This is a genomic window from Comamonas terrigena NBRC 13299, from assembly GCF_006740045.1.
Taxonomy (GTDB): domain Bacteria; phylum Pseudomonadota; class Gammaproteobacteria; order Burkholderiales; family Burkholderiaceae_C; genus Comamonas; species Comamonas terrigena.
The window spans coordinates 2,101,991-2,119,889 of the sequence record NZ_AP019749.1 but is presented as its reverse complement, the minus strand read 5'-3'; the positions used below and the strand labels follow the sequence as shown (position 1 = coordinate 2,119,889).

General features: G+C 61.1%; 9 protein-coding genes. 6 read left to right on the top strand and 3 right to left on the bottom strand.

Going from position 1 to position 17,899, the window contains the following annotated elements; genetic code table 11:
- Nucleotides 1-182 precede the first annotated feature (182 nt).
- Nucleotides 183-2,240, bottom strand: a complete 2,058-nt coding sequence (gene uvrB / locus CT3_RS09630; protein ID WP_066534424.1) for an excinuclease ABC subunit UvrB — start codon at nt 2,238-2,240, stop codon at nt 183-185.
- A gap of 114 nt (nt 2,241-2,354) precedes the next feature.
- On the opposite strand from uvrB, the gene CT3_RS09625 reads away from it, so the two are divergent.
- The 4 genes from CT3_RS09625 to CT3_RS09610 all read left to right on the top strand — a co-directional run bounded on the left by CT3_RS09625 (nt 2,355) and on the right by CT3_RS09610 (nt 8,859).
- Nucleotides 2,355-3,551 (top strand): amino acid aminotransferase, encoded by a 1,197-nt coding sequence (locus CT3_RS09625; protein WP_066534428.1) that lies wholly within the window; start codon nt 2,355-2,357, stop codon nt 3,549-3,551.
- Nucleotides 3,552-3,851: 300 nt separating this feature from the next.
- Nucleotides 3,852-4,751 carry a CoA transferase gene (locus CT3_RS09620; RefSeq protein ID WP_066534432.1) on the top strand — a complete coding sequence of 300 codons (900 nt, stop codon included), beginning with the start codon at nt 3,852-3,854 and terminating at the stop codon, nt 4,749-4,751.
- Nucleotides 4,752-4,937: 186 nt separating this feature from the next.
- Nucleotides 4,938-6,362 (top strand): methyl-accepting chemotaxis protein, encoded by a 1,425-nt coding sequence (locus tag CT3_RS09615; protein WP_083520333.1) that lies wholly within the window; start codon nt 4,938-4,940, stop codon nt 6,360-6,362.
- A 43-nt stretch (nt 6,363-6,405) separates the two neighbouring features.
- Nucleotides 6,406-8,859, top strand: a complete 2,454-nt coding sequence (locus CT3_RS09610) for a putative bifunctional diguanylate cyclase/phosphodiesterase (protein WP_066534435.1) — start codon at nt 6,406-6,408, stop codon at nt 8,857-8,859.
- A 120-nt stretch (nt 8,860-8,979) separates the two neighbouring features.
- Here the strand turns inward: CT3_RS09610 and CT3_RS09605 are convergent, their stop codons facing one another.
- Nucleotides 8,980-11,451: a YgiQ family radical SAM protein gene (locus CT3_RS09605; protein ID WP_066534437.1), complete on the bottom strand. Its 2,472-nt coding sequence runs from the start codon at nt 11,449-11,451 to the stop codon at nt 8,980-8,982.
- A gap of 877 nt (nt 11,452-12,328) precedes the next feature.
- Between CT3_RS09605 and CT3_RS09600 the strand changes: the two genes are divergently transcribed.
- Together CT3_RS09600 and CT3_RS09595 are read left to right on the top strand one after the other, a co-directional pair.
- A complete protein-coding gene (locus CT3_RS09600; RefSeq protein ID WP_066534446.1) occupies nt 12,329-12,808 on the top strand; it encodes a chemotaxis protein CheW in 480 nt (159 codons plus the stop codon).
- Nucleotides 12,809-12,835: 27 nt separating this feature from the next.
- Nucleotides 12,836-14,581: a methyl-accepting chemotaxis protein gene (locus tag CT3_RS09595; RefSeq protein ID WP_066534449.1), complete on the top strand. Its 1,746-nt coding sequence runs from the start codon at nt 12,836-12,838 to the stop codon at nt 14,579-14,581.
- 726 nt (nt 14,582-15,307) lie between these two features.
- On the opposite strand, the gene CT3_RS09590 is transcribed toward CT3_RS09595, so the two are convergent.
- The gene (locus CT3_RS09590) at nt 15,308-17,806 is read right to left on the bottom strand and encodes an autotransporter family protein (protein ID WP_083520334.1); all 2,499 of its coding nucleotides are present in this window, start codon (nt 17,804-17,806) and stop codon (nt 15,308-15,310) included.
- Nucleotides 17,807-17,899: the final 93 nt, after the last annotated feature.

The following is a 17,899-nucleotide window of genomic DNA, read 5'->3' as shown; positions in this document are numbered from 1 at the left end:
CGCCCTTACTCCGCCCTATAAAAGGTCCAGAGCCCTTCTTTGTTTCGAAGTGTGTTGTTGTTGAGTTATTGACAGGAGTATAGCATAAACCCCATCAAATTTGTCGGATACCATGGTTTTTGTCGCTTGCGGGCATAGCGAGACCTTCTCGGCCCCGCGGTTTCCCCCGACAGGCGGCATGCCTAGACACCCAACATCCGCGTCTTCAACGCAGCCAACTGATCGCGCGCACGGGCGGCCTGCTCGAATTCCAGGTTGCGCGCGAACTCCAGCATCTCCTTCTCGAGACGCTTGATTTCTTTGGCCATTTCCTTTTCGGAAAGTTCCTGCACTTCCTCGACCTGACGCTGGCGTACTTCGAGTTGCTTGGCCTCTTTTCCGCTCTTTTCGCTGTAGACCCCATCAATCAGGTCTTTCACCCTCTTGACAATAGCCTGCGGAACCACTCCATTCGCTTCGTTGTACGCCATCTGCTTGACGCGACGGCGTTCGGTTTCGTCGATGGCCTTGCGCATCGAATCCGTGATCCGGTCCGCATACAGAATGGCCTTGCCGTGGAGATTGCGCGCCGCGCGGCCGATGGTCTGGATCAGGCTGCGCTCGGCACGCAGAAAGCCTTCCTTGTCCGCATCCAGGATGGCCACCAGCGACACCTCGGGAATGTCCAGGCCTTCGCGCAGCAGATTGATGCCCACCAGCACGTCAAAAGCCCCCAGGCGCAGGTCGCGGATGATTTCCACACGCTCCACCGTGTCCACATCCGAGTGCAGATAGCGCACCTTCACTCCGTTGTCCGTCAGGTAGTCGGTCAGCTGCTCGGCCATGCGCTTGGTCAGCGTGGTGATCAGCACCCGCTCCCCCACGTCCGACCGCTTGCGAATTTCCTGCAGCACATCGTCCACCTGGTGGGTGGCAGGACGCACTTCAATTTCCGGATCGACCAGTCCGGTGGGCCGCACCACCTGGTCCACCACCTGGCCGGAGTGCGTCTTTTCGTAGTCCGCCGGCGTGGCAGAGACAAACACCACCTGGCGCATGCGCTGCTCGAACTCCTCGAATTTCAGTGGACGGTTGTCCAGCGCCGACGGCAGGCGGAAGCCATATTCCACCAGCGTGGTCTTGCGCGCCTTGTCACCGTTGTACATGGCGTTGAGCTGGCCGATCATCTGGTGGCTCTCATCCAGGAACATCAGCGAGTCCTTGGGCATGTAGTCGGTCAGCGTGCTGGGCGGATCGCCCGGGTTCGAGCCCGACAGGTGGCGCGTGTAGTTCTCGATGCCCTTGCAGTGCCCCACTTCGGACAGCATTTCCAGATCGAAGCGCGTGCGCTGCTCCAGGCGCTGGGCTTCCACCAGTTTGCCGTCGCCCACCAATTGCTTCAGGCGTTCGGCCAGCTCCAGCTTGATGGTCTCCACCGCCGCCAGCACCTTGTCGCGCGGCGTCACATAGTGGCTGCTGGGGTAGACGGTAAAGCGCGGGATGCTTTGCTTGACGCGCCCGGTCAGCGGATCGAACAGTTGCAGGCTGTCCACCTCATCGTCAAACAGTTCGATGCGCAGCGCCAGCTCCGAGTTTTCCGACGGGAACACATCGATGGTGTCCCCGCGCACGCGGAACTTGCCGCGCGTGAACTCCTGGTCGTTGCGCTGGTACTGCATGCGGATCAGCTGGGCGATCGCATCGCGCTGGCTCAGCGTATCGCCGGTGCGCAGTGTCATCACCATGCGGTGGTAGCTCTCCGGCTCGCCGATACCGTAGATCGCCGAGACGGTGGCCACGATCACCACATCGCGCCGCTCCATCAGGCTTTTGGTACACGACAGCCGCATCTGCTCGATGTGCTCGTTGATGGCGCTGTCCTTTTCAATGAACAGGTCGCGCTGCGGCACATAGGCTTCGGGCTGGTAATAATCGTAGTAGCTGACAAAGTATTCCACCGCGTTGTTCGGGAAGAACTCGCGGAACTCGCTGTACAGCTGTGCAGCCAGCGTCTTGTTGGGCGCAAACACAATGGCCGGCCGCCCCATGCGGGCAATCACATTGGCCATGGTGAAGGTCTTGCCCGAACCTGTCACCCCCAGCAAGGTCTGAAAAGCCTCACCGTCCTCAATGCCTTCCACCAGCTTGGCAATGGCCGCAGGCTGGTCTCCTGCCGGCGGGTACGGCTGGAACAGCTCGAAGGGCGAATCGGGGAAATGCACAAAAGTGCCTTCTGGCGCGGTATCAATAGCTTCTTGCATGGTGTTATGTGCTCAACGCATGACGCTGCCCGGGGCTAAAATAACGGGGCAACTCTCAAGACTACCGCAGTACTTGGGGGCTCCCCGCTTTATTTCCACCATCAAGGACTTTTCATGTCTCTGTTTACCGCCGTCGAGATGGCTCCCCGCGATCCGATCCTGGGCCTGAATGATCAATTCGCCGCCGACAACAACCCCAACAAAGTGAACCTGGGCGTGGGCGTGTATTTCGACGATAACGGCAAGCTGCCCCTGCTGCAGTGCGTGCAGGCTGCTGAAAAGGCCATGATGGACAAGCCCACCGCCCGCGGCTACCTGCCCATCGACGGCATCGCTGCCTACGACAACGGCGTGAAGGCCCTGGTGTTCGGCGCCGAGTCCGACGTGGTCAAGTCCGGCCGCGTGTCCACCGTGCAGGCCGTGGGCGGTACGGGCGGCCTGAAGATCGGCGCAGACTTCCTGAAGAAGCTCAACCCCAACGCCAAGGTGCTGATCTCCGACCCCAGCTGGGAAAACCACCGCGCCATCTTCCAGAACGCCGGTTTTGAAGTGGACAGCTACAAGTACTACGATGCCGCCAACCGCGCCATCAACTTCGAAGGCATGATCGCCGACCTGAGCGCAGCAGCCCCCGGCACTGTGGTGGTGCTGCACGCCTGCTGCCACAACCCCACCGGCTATGACATCACCCCCGCCCAGTGGGACAAAGTGATCGAAGTGGTCAAGGCCAAGGGCCTGGTCGCCTTCCTGGACATGGCCTACCAAGGCTTTGGCTACGGCCTGGCCGAGGACGGCGCCGTGATCGCCAAGTTCGTGGCCGCTGGCCTGAACATCTTCGTCTCCACCTCCTTCTCCAAGAGCTTCAGCCTGTACGGCGAGCGCGTGGGCGCCCTGTCCGTGGTGGCCAACGACAAGGAAGAAGCAGCCCGCGTGCTGTCGCAGCTGAAGATCGTCATCCGCACCAACTACTCCAACCCACCCACCCACGGTGGCGCTGTGGTGGCCGCCGTGCTGAACAACCCCGAGCTGCGTGCCCAGTGGGAAGCCGAGCTGGGCGAGATGCGCGTGCGCATCAAGGCCATGCGCCAGAAGCTGGTGGACGGCCTGAAGGCTGCCGGCGTGCAGCAAGACATGAGCTTCATCACCACCCAGATCGGCATGTTCAGCTACTCCGGCCTGTCCAAGGACCAGATGGTGCGCCTGCGCAATGAATTCGGCGTGTACGGCACCGACACCGGCCGCATGTGCGTGGCCGCACTGAACAGCAAGAACATCGACCACGTCTGCAAGTCCATTGCTGCCGTGATCTGAAGATGCGACGGCTGCGGCGCACTGCGCTGCAGCCGGTCGTGTTCTGCCAAGCCGCCTTCGGGCGGCTTTTTTATGCCTGCGCCCCCGGCATTGCGCAGGCAGACCTCTCTGTGCCGCGCCGGCCTCAGGGAAATCCATGTGTTTTTTGCCCTGTACAGCCCTTGCACAGGGCACAGCCGGCTCATATTTTCAGAGCAAACGCTGTCGCTGCGGCTGAACGCCAGCGCCAGCATACCGGCTATAAAGACGGATAGCCATCCGCAGCAGCGTTGCCGCCCTTATCAAAACCACAAGATCACCATGAGACACCACCCCACACTTCAAGGCATCCGCGTCCTCAGCCTGGCGCTGAATCTGCCGGGGCCGGCCGCCCTGCTGCGCTGCCACCAGATGGGCGCCATCTGCACCAAGCTCGAGCCTCCACCGCCCGAGGGCAGCAGCAGCGCCGACCCCATGGCCCAGTACAGCCCTGCTGCCTACCGCGAGCTGCACCAGGGTGTGCGCGTGCTGCACGCCAATCTCAAAACAGAGGAAGGCCAACTGCTGCTGCAGCAGGAGCTGCTGGTCACCGATGTGCTCATCACCTCCTTCCGCCCGGGCGCCCTGATCAAGCTGGGAGTGGACTGGGAGCACCTGCACGCCCGTTACCCCCAGCTGTGCATGGTGCGCATTCAGGGGGATCTGAATGCCGAAGCAGCCAGCCAACCCGGCCACGACCTGACCTACCAGGCCGAAGCCGGCCTGGTCAGCCCCGGCCACATGCCCACCAGCCTGCACGCCGACATGGCCGGCGCCCTGAGCGCGGCCGAAGCCCTGCTGCAAGCCCTGCTGGAGCGTGAACGCAGCGGCACCGGCGTGGTGCGCGACGTGGGCCTGGCCCAGGCGGCCCACTGGCTGGCCCAGCCCCTGCACTGGGGCCTGACCACTCCCAACGGCGATGTGGGCGGGGCCCATGCCGGCTATCGTGTCTACGCCACGGCCGACGGGCATGTAGCCGTAGCCGCCCTGGAGCCCCACTTTGCCCGCCAGCTCTGCGCCCTGGCAGGCGTGGAGTGCGACGGCAGCGTGCAGGCCATGCGCACACCGGCGGTGCACGACCAAATCGCCCGCTTCCTGCAGACCACCGCTGGTACAGATTTAGAACGCTTGTCCGTAGAAAAGGACATTCCCCTACATGTCCTTGCAGATAGAAACAAATAATGGACTGAAGCCGTGCGTTAGTTGCGCACAGCCGGTACCAATCAAGCGGCCCCTGGGCTGCATGGGGGGCGTATTCCGCCCTGCTCTTGGATGAGGGTTGCGCCGGTGCACCACAGCATGCACCAGTGAATGTCCTGGCTCCCTCGCCCATTCCATGCGGTGCAGGGAACTCTACAAGGGACATCCATGAAGACTGTCACGCAGCCAGCCCGGGACGAAGTGCATGCCAGCATGCATGCCATGGCATGCCGCGCGGATGTAACCGTGCTGGGCATTCTGAGTCTGGGGGCGGTGGCCGCGGCAGCGCTGGGTGGCATCTATGGCGCCCTGGGCGCCGGCAGTACCGCCGCCCTGCTTCTGCTGGCCATCGCTGCCGTGACCTACCGTCTGGCACCCGGTTCCATGCTGTCCCGGTGCACGCTGGCAGTGTGCGGCATGGGCATGGTGGCCCTGCACATCCAGCTGTCGATGGGGCAAACCGAGCTGCACTTCGGTGTGTTCGTTTTTCTGGCATTTTTGCTGGTCTACCGTGACTGGCGCCCCATCGTGGTGGCAGCCGCCGCCATTGCCGTGCACCATGTGGCCTTCGACCACCTGCAGTGGCTGGGCCTGCCCGTGTTCTGCCTGACCCAGCCGGATGTGGGGCGCGTGGTCCTGCACGCAGTGTTTGTGGTGGTACAGACAGCGGTGGAAGTGGGCATTGCGCTGCGCATGCGCACCGACGCAGTGGAATCGGCCGAGCTGCGCAGCCTGTGCCAGCCTTCCGCCAGCGGCGAGCTGTCGCTGAACGTGCAGCACAAGCCCGTCACCAGCCCCACGGCGCAATCCGTGCGCCATGCGCTGGCGCGCATGCACGAGGTGGTGGCCGAAACCCATGCCGCCGCCGCACTGGTGCTGCAGACCAGCAACACCATCGCCCAAGGCAACCAGCACCTGGGCCAGCGTGCTGAATCCGCGGTGAGCCAGTTGCAGCAGACGGCTGCCAGCATGGACGCCATCCGCAGCAGCGCACATGCCTGCGGCAGCGTGGTGCGCAATGTCGTGAGCACCATGGAAGCCATTCACAGCAGTGCGCGCAAGATCGGTGACATCGTGGGGCTGATCGACTCCATTGCCTTCCAGACCAATATCCTGGCACTGAATGCCGCCGTGGAAGCCGCACGCGCAGGGGAACAAGGCAGGGGCTTTGCCATGGTGGCCAGCGAAGTACGGGCCCTGGCCCAGCGCAGCGCCAGTGCCGCCCGGGATGTGCGCCAGTTGATCGAACAATCGATGGGCCACGCCGACCATGGAGCCAATCTGGTGGGCCAGGCAGGCCACAGCATGGACCAACTGGTCAGCCACTCCCAGCAGGTCGCCACACTGATCGAGGCCATCAGTCAGACCGCACAGCAACAGGCCACCCAGCTGCAGCATGCCAGCTCGGCGGTACAGCAGGTGGACACGCTGACCCAGGAGAATGCGGCTCTGGTAGAGCAATCCAGCCACGCCGCACAGGCACTGGCACAGCAGGCGCAGCGGCTTAGCCATCTGGTGGCGGGTTTCCAGACCGACAACACCCTGCAAAACAGCAGCCAAGCGACCGAGTGCGCCGCATTGTCATTGAGGTAAGCACGCCCATGTCCATTCACTGCCCATTCCTCCGCACCCACCCATGATCATCCGGAGCCAAGCACGCAGTCTCCTGGCCCGCACCTGGCCTTTTGTGCTGGCCATTTGCCTGCAATTGCTGCTGGCAACCGCGAGCATTTACCTGCTGTCGGGCACGCGCATCATCGTGGCAGGCGAGAGCACCTGGTCCAAGGCCCAGAAAGACGCCATCCTCTACCTGGATCGCTACGCCGCCCAGGGCGATGAAGAGGCGTACCAGCAATTCCGCCAGGCGCTGGAGATTCCCCTCGGGGACCGGCTGGCCAGGCTGGCTCTGGACCGTTCTCCCACCAACACCCAGCAGGTGCGTGAAGGACTGCTGCGCGGAGAAGTCCACAGCGACGACATCGGCACCGCCACAGACATTCTGCGGCTCACCTGGGACATGGAATGGATGCGCAAGACGATAGGCCTGTGGCGCGCTGCGGACACCTATCTGGACCAGCTGGTCACGCTGTCGATGGAAATCCGCACTGCCCGCACCACCAACCCACGCAATATCGATCTGCTGCAGCGCAGGGCATGGCACCTGGAAATCAGCCACATCGACGCCAGCATTGCGCCCTTGAGTCAGGCCTTCAGCGACTCACTGGGGATGAATTCCCGCAGGATCACCCAGGTGCTGCTGGCCATCAACTTCGGCACGGCGCTGCTGCTGATTTCGGCCATTCTGTGGTTTGTGAACAAGCTGCTGACGCAAAGCCACACGGTGGAAAACGCCTTGCATTCCGAACGCGAGCGCGGCTACACCACGCTGGCGGCACTGGGCGATGGCGTGCTCACGCTGAACGACCAGGGGCTGATCGTCTATGCCAATCCTGCGGCAGAAATCCTTCTGGGCCAGCCCGCCGACATCCTGCTCGGGCAGGCCCTGGAGAAGGTGCTGGTGTTCGAGCGCACCGAGCTGGAAGGCCGCGATCCGGTGTTTGTGCGCCTGATGGAGTCCCCCCACCCCTTCCGCGATGAGGCCGTACGCTGGATACGCCGCAGCAACGACCAGCAGCAACTGGCCGTCAAGCTGATGGGCTCTCCCATACAGCAGGAAGGCCAGCTGGCCGGCGCCGTGCTGGTACTGCACGACGTCACGCGCGAACAGAACTTCATGCACCAGCTCAACTGGCAGTCCCGCCACGACACGCTGACCGGACTGGAGAACCGCAGCGAATTCCGCACCCGCCTGGAACGCCTGCTCAGCGTGCCACGCAACCAGTCGCGCCCGGCCACCCTGCTGCACCTGGACCTGGACCAGTTCAAGCTGATCAACGATACCTCCGGCTATACGGCGGGCGACGAAGTGCTGCGCGAAGTCTGCCACTGCATCAGCCGCCTGACGCGCGACAGCGACTCCGTGGCCCGGCTGGGCGGCGATGAATTTGCCGTGCTGCTGCACGACTACACGCCGGAGCAGGCCAGTGTGGTGGCAGAGAAATTGCGCCATGCCATCCAGAGCCTGCACCTGCAGTGGGGCACGCGCATTCTGCGCACCGGCGTCAGCATTGGCATGGTGCATATCAGCGGTGTGGATGCCTGCGCCCAGGATCTGCTGCGCATGGCCGATATGGCCTGTCTGCGCGCCAAGGAAAGCGGCCGCAACAAAGTCCTGGCCTACGAGCACGAAGACCATGCCTTCAAGCGCTACATGGGCGAGATGGACTGGGTGGAGCGCATCCGTACCGCGCTGGACCAGAACCGCTTTTGCCTGTTTGCCCAGACCCTGGCGCCTCTCCAGACCCGGGCCGAGCACGGCCTGCACTTTGAAGTGTTGCTGCGCATGACCGATGAACACGGGCAGATCATTCCGCCCGGCAACTTCATCCCCGCAGCCGAACGTTACGGCCTGATGCCGGCGCTGGACCGCTGGGTGGTCACCCATGCGCTGCACACCCTGGCACGCTACCCCAAACAGCTGCGCGAGATACACACCTGCGCCATCAACCTGTCCGGCATGAGCTTGGGCGATGAATCCCTGCTGGGCTTTCTCCAGCAGCAGATTGAGGAATTCCACGTTCCGCCGCAGATTCTGTGCTTTGAAATCACCGAAACCAGCGCCATTGCCAACCTGGACAATGCCATCCGCCTGATTACCGAGTTGAAGGCCCTGGGCTGCCGTTTCTCGCTGGACGATTTTGGCGCCGGCATGTCCAGCTTCAACTACCTCAAGCGCCTGCCCGTGGACTACCTGAAGATCGATGGCGGCTTTGTACACGACATGCTGGAAAACCCCTCCAATTTCGCGATGGTGGAGATGATCAACCAGATCGGCCACATGATGGGCAAGCGCACGGTGGCCGAGTTTGTGGAAAACGAGGCCACCATCGATGCGCTGCGCAAAATGGGGGTCGATTACGGACAAGGTTTCTGCATCGCCAAGCCCATGCCGTGGAACTACGAATATTTTGCGGCCGCCAGCACGCAAGGAGCCAAGCGTTTCGGCACAGCGTCCCAGGACACGCCATAAAACGCTGTTCACGCGCTGTGCTGGGGCGGCGGCTGCATCACCGCCCGCTGCCGCATCCGACCAGCCCCTTCCCCACAAAAAAGCCGCGTTCTCTTTGCAGAAAAGCGGCTTCTCGGTCACTCAGCGTTTCTTGCCGCCCAGCGATTTTCCCACGCCCGGGCGCGGTGGCAGCCCGGTGTGCTGGGTGAGCATGCGACCCGGCTTGGGCTCGGCACGGCGGAAGCGCACATCGCCCTGCGGCTCCTGCGCATTGTGCACACGCTGGCGCACGGCCACGACCTTGCCATCCTTGTTGGTGGTGTAGCCCAGACCGGTGCCACCGCTCTTGGTGGCTGTGCTGTTTTTCTTGCGCGCACTCTGGTAGCTGCCATCCACCAGCGGCTGGAAGGTCGGGATCAGGTGCTGCTTGCCGTTGCCGATCAGGTCGGCACGGCCCATGGTCTTGAGCGCCTCGCGCAGCAGCGGCCAGTTGTTCGGATCGTGGTAGCACAAAAAGGCCTTGTGCAGGCGGCGGCGTTTTTCACCGCGCACGATGTCCACGCGCTCTTCTGCCTCGTCCCGCATCTGGCGACGCACACGGGTCAAGGTATTGCGGCCACTGTGGTACATGGCCGTGGCCGTGGCCATGGGGCTGGGATAGAAGGTCTGCACCTGGTCGGCGCGGAAACCATTCTTTTTGAGCCAGATGGCCAGATTCATCATGTCTTCATCGCTGGTGCCCGGGTGGGCCGCAATGAAATAGGGAATCAGGAACTGCTTTTTGCCGGCCTCTTCGCTGTACTTTTCAAACAGCTGCTTGAACTTGTCATAGCTGCCAATGCCGGGCTTCATCATCTTGCCCAGCGGCCCCTGCTCCGTGTGCTCGGGCGCGATCTTCAGATAGCCGCCCACATGGTGCTGCACCAGTTCCTTGACGTACTCGGGCGACTTGACGGCCAGGTCGTAGCGCAAGCCGGAGCCGATCAGGATCTTCTTGATGCCGGGCAGCTTGCGCGCGCGGCGGTAGATCTTGATCAGCGGGCCATGGTCGGTGTGCAGGTTCGGGCAGATACCCGGGAACACGCAGCTGGGCTTGCGGCAGGCCGCCTCGATCTTGGGATCGCGGCAGCCCAGGCGGTACATATTGGCAGTGGGCCCGCCCAGATCCGAAATGGTGCCCGTGAAGCCCTTGACCTTGTCGCGGATCTCCTCGAGCTCCTGGATGATGGAGTCTTCCGAACGGCTCTGGATGATGCGGCCTTCGTGCTCGGTGATCGAGCAGAAGGTACAGCCGCCAAAGCAGCCGCGCATGATGTTCACCGAGGTGCGGATCATCTCCCAAGCCGGAATCTTGGTGGCACCTTCGTGGCTGCCTTTTTCATCGGCATAGGCCGGATGCGGGCTGCGTGCATAGGGCAGACCGAAGACCCAGTCCATCTCGGCCGTGGTCAGCGGAATCGGAGGCGGGTTCATCCACACATCGCGGGCCGTCGTGCCCTCACCATGGGCTTGGACCAGCGCGCGGGCGTTGCCGGGGTTGGTCTCCAGATGCAGCACACGGTTGGCGTGGGCATACAGAATCGGGTCGCTCTTGACCTCTTCGTAGCTGGGCAGACGCAGCACAGTACGGTCACGCGGAGGCAGCTTGGACTTGCTGCGCAGCGACAGATTGGGAACGAACTGGATCGGCTGCACGCTGGCGACCGAGGGAGCATCGCCGGCACCGCTGGTACCGCTGGCGCAGGCAGAAGCCCCGCTGCCTGCGGCATTTCCGGCCGCAACCTCTTCCTTGGAGCAGCTCTGGCCTTGCGCCTCGGCCTGCTCACTGGTCGTCATGTAGGGATTGATATGAGGCTCGACCTCGCCCGGCTCGTCCACCGTGGTCGAATCCACCTCGAACCAGCCCGCTTCTGACGCGCGGCGGAAGAACGAGGTCCCACGCACATCGGTGATCTGCTCCACCGGCTCCCGCGCGGCAATGCGGTGCGCCACTTCCACCAGCGCGCGCTCGGCATTGCCGTAGAGCAGGATGTCGCACTTGCTGTCCACCACGATGGAGCGGCGAACCTTGTCACTCCAGTAGTCGTAGTGGGCAATACGGCGCAGCGACCCTTCAATGCCGCCCAACACGACGGGCACATCCTTGTAGGCTTCGCGGCAGCGCTGGCAGTAGACGATGGCGGCCCGGTCCGGGCGCTTGCCGGCCACATCACCAGGGGTGTAGGCATCGTCGCTGCGAATTTTGCGATCAGCCGTGTAACGGTTGATCATCGAATCCATATTGCCCGCTGTCACGCCCCAGAACAGATTGGGCTTGCCCAGGGCCTTGAACGCCTCGGCACTGGTCCAGTCCGGCTGGGCAATGATGCCCACACGAAAGCCTTGCGCCTCCAGCACACGGCCGATGACGGCCATGCCAAAGCTGGGATGGTCCACATAGGCATCGCCCGTGACCAGAATCACGTCGCAGCTGTCCCAGCCGAGCTGGTCCATTTCCGCACGACTCATGGGCAGAAACGGCGCCGGACCAAAGCGTTTGGCCCAGTACGGTTTGTAGCTGGTCAGCGGCTTGGCTGCGCGTTCAAAAAATGAGACGTCGATGGGGGCGTTCATGGTGCGAATCCGTGGGGGAGCAGGCGCGTAGCCTGACAGTGTACGTATCAACAGCTGCCATAGCTGCTGTGGGTGTATCACACCCTACATACATGGCCACTGCCTTGGCCGGTGCCCGTACTGTTGGCACAGACAGCGCAGCAGCCAATGAAAAACGCCACGCCAGCGAATACGCTGTGTGGCGCTTTGTGAAATGGTGGCGCAAACGGGAATCAACCCACGTCTGCACAGCCAAGCGTGCAAACCTGCGACCACTGCTAGGATTTTAATGTGATTTCGCACACTCTGCAGGCAAGGCCCTATACCCCGGGGGCCGGGGGCTTATCCACACGGTCAGACCGGCCTCCTTGACCCCAGTCGTCGCGCCCCGGAGTGCTGATCCTGCCATCCTGGTTCATGCGTCCCTTGCGGCCGCAGCCCGGCCAAGTAGTTGGCGGCGGCAGCCAGCCGGGAGAGTAACCATATCGAAGCAAAGCGCACACACCAGATTCCATGGCGGCGCTACGCAGCCATTCAGGGAACTGTTCTTAGAAAATGGCATCGCCAGGGCCTGTGGCAATAGCCAAAAATTGATCGCCTGAAAGTTACAGTTTATTCATCTGGAATATGCGCAATGCGCTCCATGGATACCGTAGCCTCTCGGCTTTTACACGCAGAAGCAAAACCTGGTGCCCCGTGTCATTCGGCGCTGTGGATCAGTAAAGCTTTTTCATGGTGGAGACACCATCCATGGCCATGGTGGCGGTGAGAGGCGGTCCGTGCATGCAGCACACATGGGCCATATTGGGCCGCCTTTTCTTCTTTGATCCGCCGCTCTCACACCACCCGGTGCGTGGATACTTCTGCGTGCAATCAATAAACCCAACCACACAGAGACATGAAATCCAACAACAATGAATTTTTAAGCTTCCAGCTGGGAGAAGAGCAGTACGGCATCGATATCCTGAAAGTCCAGGAAATTCGCGGCTATGAGCCTTCCACCCGACTGGCCAATGCCCCCGCCTTCATTCTGGGCGTATTGAATTTGCGGGGTGTGATTGTTCCAGTGCTGGATATGCGCATCAAATTCGGCATGACCGATGTGCACTACGGCAGCCAAACCGTCACCATCGTTTTGAATGTGGCGAACCGGGTGATTGGCATGGTCGTGGATGCGGTGCAGGACGTTGTGGCTTTGCAAGCGCAAGACATCAAGCCTGCACCGGAGTTCAATGGCGCCGTGTCCTCGCAGCACATCATGGGTATTGCCACGGTGGAGCAGGCCGATCAGACCCGCATGCTGATTCTCATGGACATCGAGAAACTCGTCACCAGCGCGGACATGGGCTTGAGCAGCCTGACGCCAGCCAACGCATAACTACAAGAACAGACTCGCTGCCACACCATGAAAAATCTCAAGATTTCCAGCCAGCTCAATCTGGGCTTTACGCTCGTGATTGCCATCTTGCTGCTGCTGTCCGCCGCCACGGCCTGGCGTGTGGAAATGATTTCCCAGGCCACCGTGCGCATGGAGCGCTCGGCCGAACTGCTAAAGATCGCCAGTGCCTGGCAGGGCGACGTGCGCCAGAACTCGGCACGCTCTCTGGCTGTCGCCTATTCTGATGGCACGGCCATGCTGGACTTCTTCAAGGAGTCCATGGCCGCCACCACCCGCGAGACCAATGCCAAGCAAAGCGCATTCTTCGAAAAAGTCCGAAACCCACAATCCAAACAGCTTGCCGACAAGGTCGTGGATGTCCGCAAGGTCTGGTTGAGCACCCGCGATGAGGTGAACCAGATGAAAGCCTCCGTCGACAACCAGACGATTCAGGCATTCGTCCAAAACCGCTTCATTCCCGCCACCAATGCCTATGTGGATGCCATCCAGGTCTTGGTCGATGCGGAAGTCAGCAACGTCTCCACCGCCGAGGCGGAGGTCAAGGCCATGTTCCTGCAGCTCTATCAGGTGGGTGCTGCCCTGGTGGTGCTGGCCATCGCCATTGCGGTCTTCATCAGCCGGCGCCTGTCGCGTGGCATTGCCTCTGGCATCGACAACGCGCGCGCTACCGCTCAGCGCATTGGCGCAGGCGACCTGAGCCAAGAAGTGCACATCACCAGCAGCGATGAAATCGGCCAGTTGATGGCAGCCTTGCGCGACATGCAAAACAACCTGTCGGGCGTGGTGCGCACCGTCCGCCAGGGCTCGGACAGCGTGGCCACGGCCAGCTCCGAAATTGCCCAGGGCAACCTCGACCTGTCAGCCCGCACCGAAAGCCAGGCCAGTGCCCTGGAGGAAACGGCGGCATCCATGGAACAACTGGGCTCCACCGTCAAGCAGAACGCTGACAATACCCGCCAGGCCAACCAGCTGGCCCAAAGCGCGTCCAGCGTGGCGGTGCAAGGCGGTCAGGTGGTGGCCCAGGTGGTGGACACCATGAAGGGCATCAGCCAATCCAGCACCAAGATTGCCGACATCATCAGCGTGATCGACGGCATCGCTTTCCAGACCAATATCCTGGCCCTCAATGCCGCCGTCGAAGCGGCCCGCGCAGGCGAGCAAGGCCGGGGTTTTGCCGTGGTGGCAGGTGAAGTGCGCACTCTGGCCGGCCGCAGCGCCGAAGCCGCCAAGGAGATCAAGGAACTCATCACCGCCAGCGTGCAGCGCGTGGAACAAGGCACGGCCCTGGTCGATCAGGCTGGCTCCACCATGAACGAGGTGGTGAGCAGCATCCGCCGCGTCACGGACATCATGGGCGAGATCAGCGCCGCCAGCTCGGAACAAAGCGCCGGCGTCATCCAGGTGGGCGATGCGGTCACCCAGATGGACCATGCCACGCAGCAAAATGCCGCCCTGGTGGAAGAAATGTCGGCCGCCGCCAACAGCCTGCATGGCCAGGCGCAGGACCTGGTGCAGGCCGTGGCCGTTTTCAAACTCCACCCCAGCGAAGCCCAGGCCACCAAGGCTTCGGCGACTACCACGCCATCCACCGCAGCACCACGCTCGGCCCCACAGGCCCGCAAGCCGGCACCTTCAGCGCGCCCTGCCCCCTTCAAGATCGAGGGCAGCTCACCAACTGCGCCCCCAGCGCCCGCCAAGCCTGCGGCATTGACCAAGACCGCAGACGCCACCGACAAGTGGGAAAGCTTCTAAGCACCACCGCAGTGTTTTGAGATCCGCCAGAAGCCCCCGTGCACCTGGCGCTTGATGCCGATCCGCTTTGATCGGCACCACGGGTACCAACGCCAACGGATGCTGAGGGTTGCACGTTGGTTGACCCAAGACAAAGGGCGTTCACTGGAAATCAGTGAACGCCCTTGAACGTTATGGCCCCAGCTGGCGGAAATTGAACCCGCGTCCGCACTAGGCGGCATGCGGGCCTGCGCTCAATCGGTGCGAAAGCCGTGCGAATCTAGGAAAACACACGACACCTACTGACACCAAAAGCGAAAGGAGCCTCAGCAACAACCAAGTTGCCGGGGCGCTTTGCCTTTGCAGGCCTACATCGTTATTCCCTGGCCTTGACACAACAATACTGTATAAATTTACAGTATCGCAATGCGAAGCGAAACATCTCTCTCCAGGCGCGAGGCAGCCAGGTCGGCGGTGCTTAGTCAATGGCTGCTGTGGACAACAGAGAAGGACCACCCCTCCGGCTTCCCAAGCACGGAGACCGACTTCTGCACGTTCTACTCGTTCATGCGCAGCTGGCACCCCCACCTGCTCACCGCCGGCCGGTGCGAAGATCAGTCGACCCTGCGGTCGATGATCAATGCAGACGGGCACCCGTAGCCTGAGCCGCTACAACAACCGCCTCCCCGCCAATCAAAAACCCCTGCCGGCTTGCACTGGCAGGGGTTGAAGTGATGTGCCTGCGCTTTAGAACGCCCAGCGCAGCTTCACACTGGCAGAGTGGTCACGCTGGCCGCTACCCATCTCGCCCTGATAGCCCAGCACCAGCGCGGCGCTGCGGCTGAGTGCCACATCGGCCTCCAGGCCCAGCACGGCCGTATTGCGCGCCAGCGGCGTGCCGGCCACGGTGAAGTTCTGGCTGCCTTCAAACGCCATGGTCTTCTTGGCTGTCACATCGCCAAACGCATGGCGCCAGCCTACGGTGGCGCGCAGGCGGCCTTCCTTGCCGGCCAGTTGGAAGTCGCTGTGCACACGCAGACCCAAGGTGGTGCTGGCCAGGTCGTCGGTGCTGCTGCGGCCCTGCAGCGCGGCAAAACCGCCGCGTTCCTGGAAGCTGCCGGTGCGCTGCTGGCCCAGGCTTACGCCCGCGAAGGGCTCAAACCCCACCTTGTCGTACTGGCCGATGGCATAACCCACCTCGGCAAACAGCTGCGCCGTGTGAGCGCTGTAGTCGGCCTTCAGGGTCTGGCCCAGGCTGGTCACACGGCGTGTGGTCTCGATGTCGTGCCAGGTATAGGCCAGACCACCCAGCACATTGATGCGCGGGCCCGTGCCGGTGCCAAAGCTCTTGCCGCCGTAGACGGCCGCGCTGTAACTGTTCACGTCCGACTCGGAGGAACGGTCTGCCACCTTGCCGCTGGCATTGGTGTAACCCAGCGAACCGCCCAGGCGCCAGCCGCTGGTGCCCACTTCCTCGTCCATGCCCAGGAACAGGCCCGTGGTGCGCTGCTTCAGCTGGGCGGCATTGCCATCACCGTCATAACGCTGCCAGTGACCCACCACCTCGGCCCAGGCCGGCAGGGCCTTGGACGATGGCCAGGCCGATGCGGGCAGCGGGCCATCGCTTTGCGCTACCGGGGCACCGGTACGGAAACCGGCGGTCATGTTGTTGCGCAGATGCTGGCTGCTGACGCTAGGAGCATAGGCGCCCAGGCCCACCAAGCTGCTGCCTACGCTGGCCTGCGCATCGCCGGACAGGCTGGCCAGCACTGTGGCTGGTGTACCTGCTGGTAACGTTTCCACAAACTGGTAAAGCGCGCTGCTGCTGGGCAGGCTGTTGATCGCATTGGCAACTGACGACTGGTTGCGTGTTTCAGCTAGCTCAGCAAAGCCCATATTGCCACCGCCCGTATTGCTGGTCTTGCGCTGCAGTTGCAGTGTTACGTCTGTGGTCACGCTGTTGGTTTGCAGGTAGCCCAGGGTCGCATCCAGGTAAGCGTAGTTAGACGATGCGCCGCTAAAAACGCCGTTGATCTGGCTTGCGTGCAAAATGGTGTAAGTCTTGCCCACTTGGAAATCTGTGCTTGCATTAGATTCATTGCCTACATGCAGCACATTTCCGGCCAATGTGGCTATGCCTGTCACATTAATGAGGCTGCTCACGCTGCTATTGGGGGCGGCTTGCACGTGGTAGACAGCACCAGTTTTCATCTCCAAGTTACCGTTGACAGTCAACGTACCAATGGACCCTGATTGCCCTGGAGAAATAACACCACCGCTTTCTACAACCGTATTACCCACCGCGCCAAATCCGGACAAGGTGCCGCCATTATTAAGCGTAACACTATTAGCAAGCGTAATTCCTGCATTGACCTTCAGGGTGCCAGTTGTCCCAGCGCCGCCAACCGTCACAGCACCAGACCCTAAAGCACTGTTATTGTCTGCCACCAGCGTACCACCACTAATGAATGTTCCGCCCGAGTAATCATTATTACCGCTAAGAGTTAAAGAACCCGAGCCAATCTTTGTGAAGCCGCCGCTTCCAGTGGCGATCAGGTCGGTGCTGATTCCAACATCGTAGCCATTGGTGTCAAAAAAAGCCCCTTCATTACCTATCTCGATTTCGTAACGAGAAAAATTAAGAAAGAAATCCGCCTCATTATTGCGCGCCTGCAATATACCGCCATCCCACTGGAATAATGCAATACCCGCGCCCTTCATCAAGTAGCCCGTCGAGAGCTTTCCGCGTGCAAGGGAGGTGCCATTCAAATTAAGCTGAGAAGTGCTCCCGCCAGAACCCGCGATAAGAGTGTCACTACTGATCACAGTAGCGCCATCTTCAATCCAGAGAACAGCATCTCCATCCACGCCAATACTCAAAAAACCTGTATTTGTCCAGCTAGTGTTATTCCCTGTCAAAATAACTTGACCAACGCTAAGAGGCGCATAGCCAAGATAGCCATTCTCATTTTTTATTTTAGCTTGATTATCAACAAATAAATATCCCAAACCAGAATCACCTACAACCAGATCACCTACAATATTCCACTGTCCTCCTGATATTGGTCGGTATTCATTATCAACGTATTCCGCTGCCCACCCTACTCCACCAGAAAAACTTAGCGCCATAATCATAAATGACTTAGCAAGCGCGCCATCAAAATCAGTTATTTTAAAAAATCTCATTGGCTTTTTTTGCAGCACCCCAATAAAGCCGCTACTAGATGATTTAATATGGCTTGGCATAGCGCAGTCCTAATATGTGTTTAGTAAATTGCAAGACATGCAAACAATTCATTAATTTGCATGATGCTTGATACATGAGAATTTGCCTAAAAT

Coding starts and splice junctions, on each gene's coding strand:
- CT3_RS09615 (WP_083520333.1), top strand. CDS start 4,938: ATGAAGACTGTCACGCAGCCAGCCCGGGACGAAGTGCATGCCAGCATG.
- uvrB (WP_066534424.1), bottom strand. CDS start 2,240: ATGCAAGAAGCTATTGATACCGCGCCAGAAGGCACTTTTGTGCATTTC.
- CT3_RS09600 (WP_066534446.1), top strand. CDS start 12,329: ATGAAATCCAACAACAATGAATTTTTAAGCTTCCAGCTGGGAGAAGAG.
- CT3_RS09590 (WP_083520334.1), bottom strand. CDS start 17,806: ATGCCAAGCCATATTAAATCATCTAGTAGCGGCTTTATTGGGGTGCTG.
- CT3_RS09620 (WP_066534432.1), top strand. CDS start 3,852: ATGAGACACCACCCCACACTTCAAGGCATCCGCGTCCTCAGCCTGGCG.
- CT3_RS09610 (WP_066534435.1), top strand. CDS start 6,406: ATGATCATCCGGAGCCAAGCACGCAGTCTCCTGGCCCGCACCTGGCCT.
- CT3_RS09605 (WP_066534437.1), bottom strand. CDS start 11,451: ATGAACGCCCCCATCGACGTCTCATTTTTTGAACGCGCAGCCAAGCCG.
- CT3_RS09595 (WP_066534449.1), top strand. CDS start 12,836: ATGAAAAATCTCAAGATTTCCAGCCAGCTCAATCTGGGCTTTACGCTC.
- CT3_RS09625 (WP_066534428.1), top strand. CDS start 2,355: ATGTCTCTGTTTACCGCCGTCGAGATGGCTCCCCGCGATCCGATCCTG.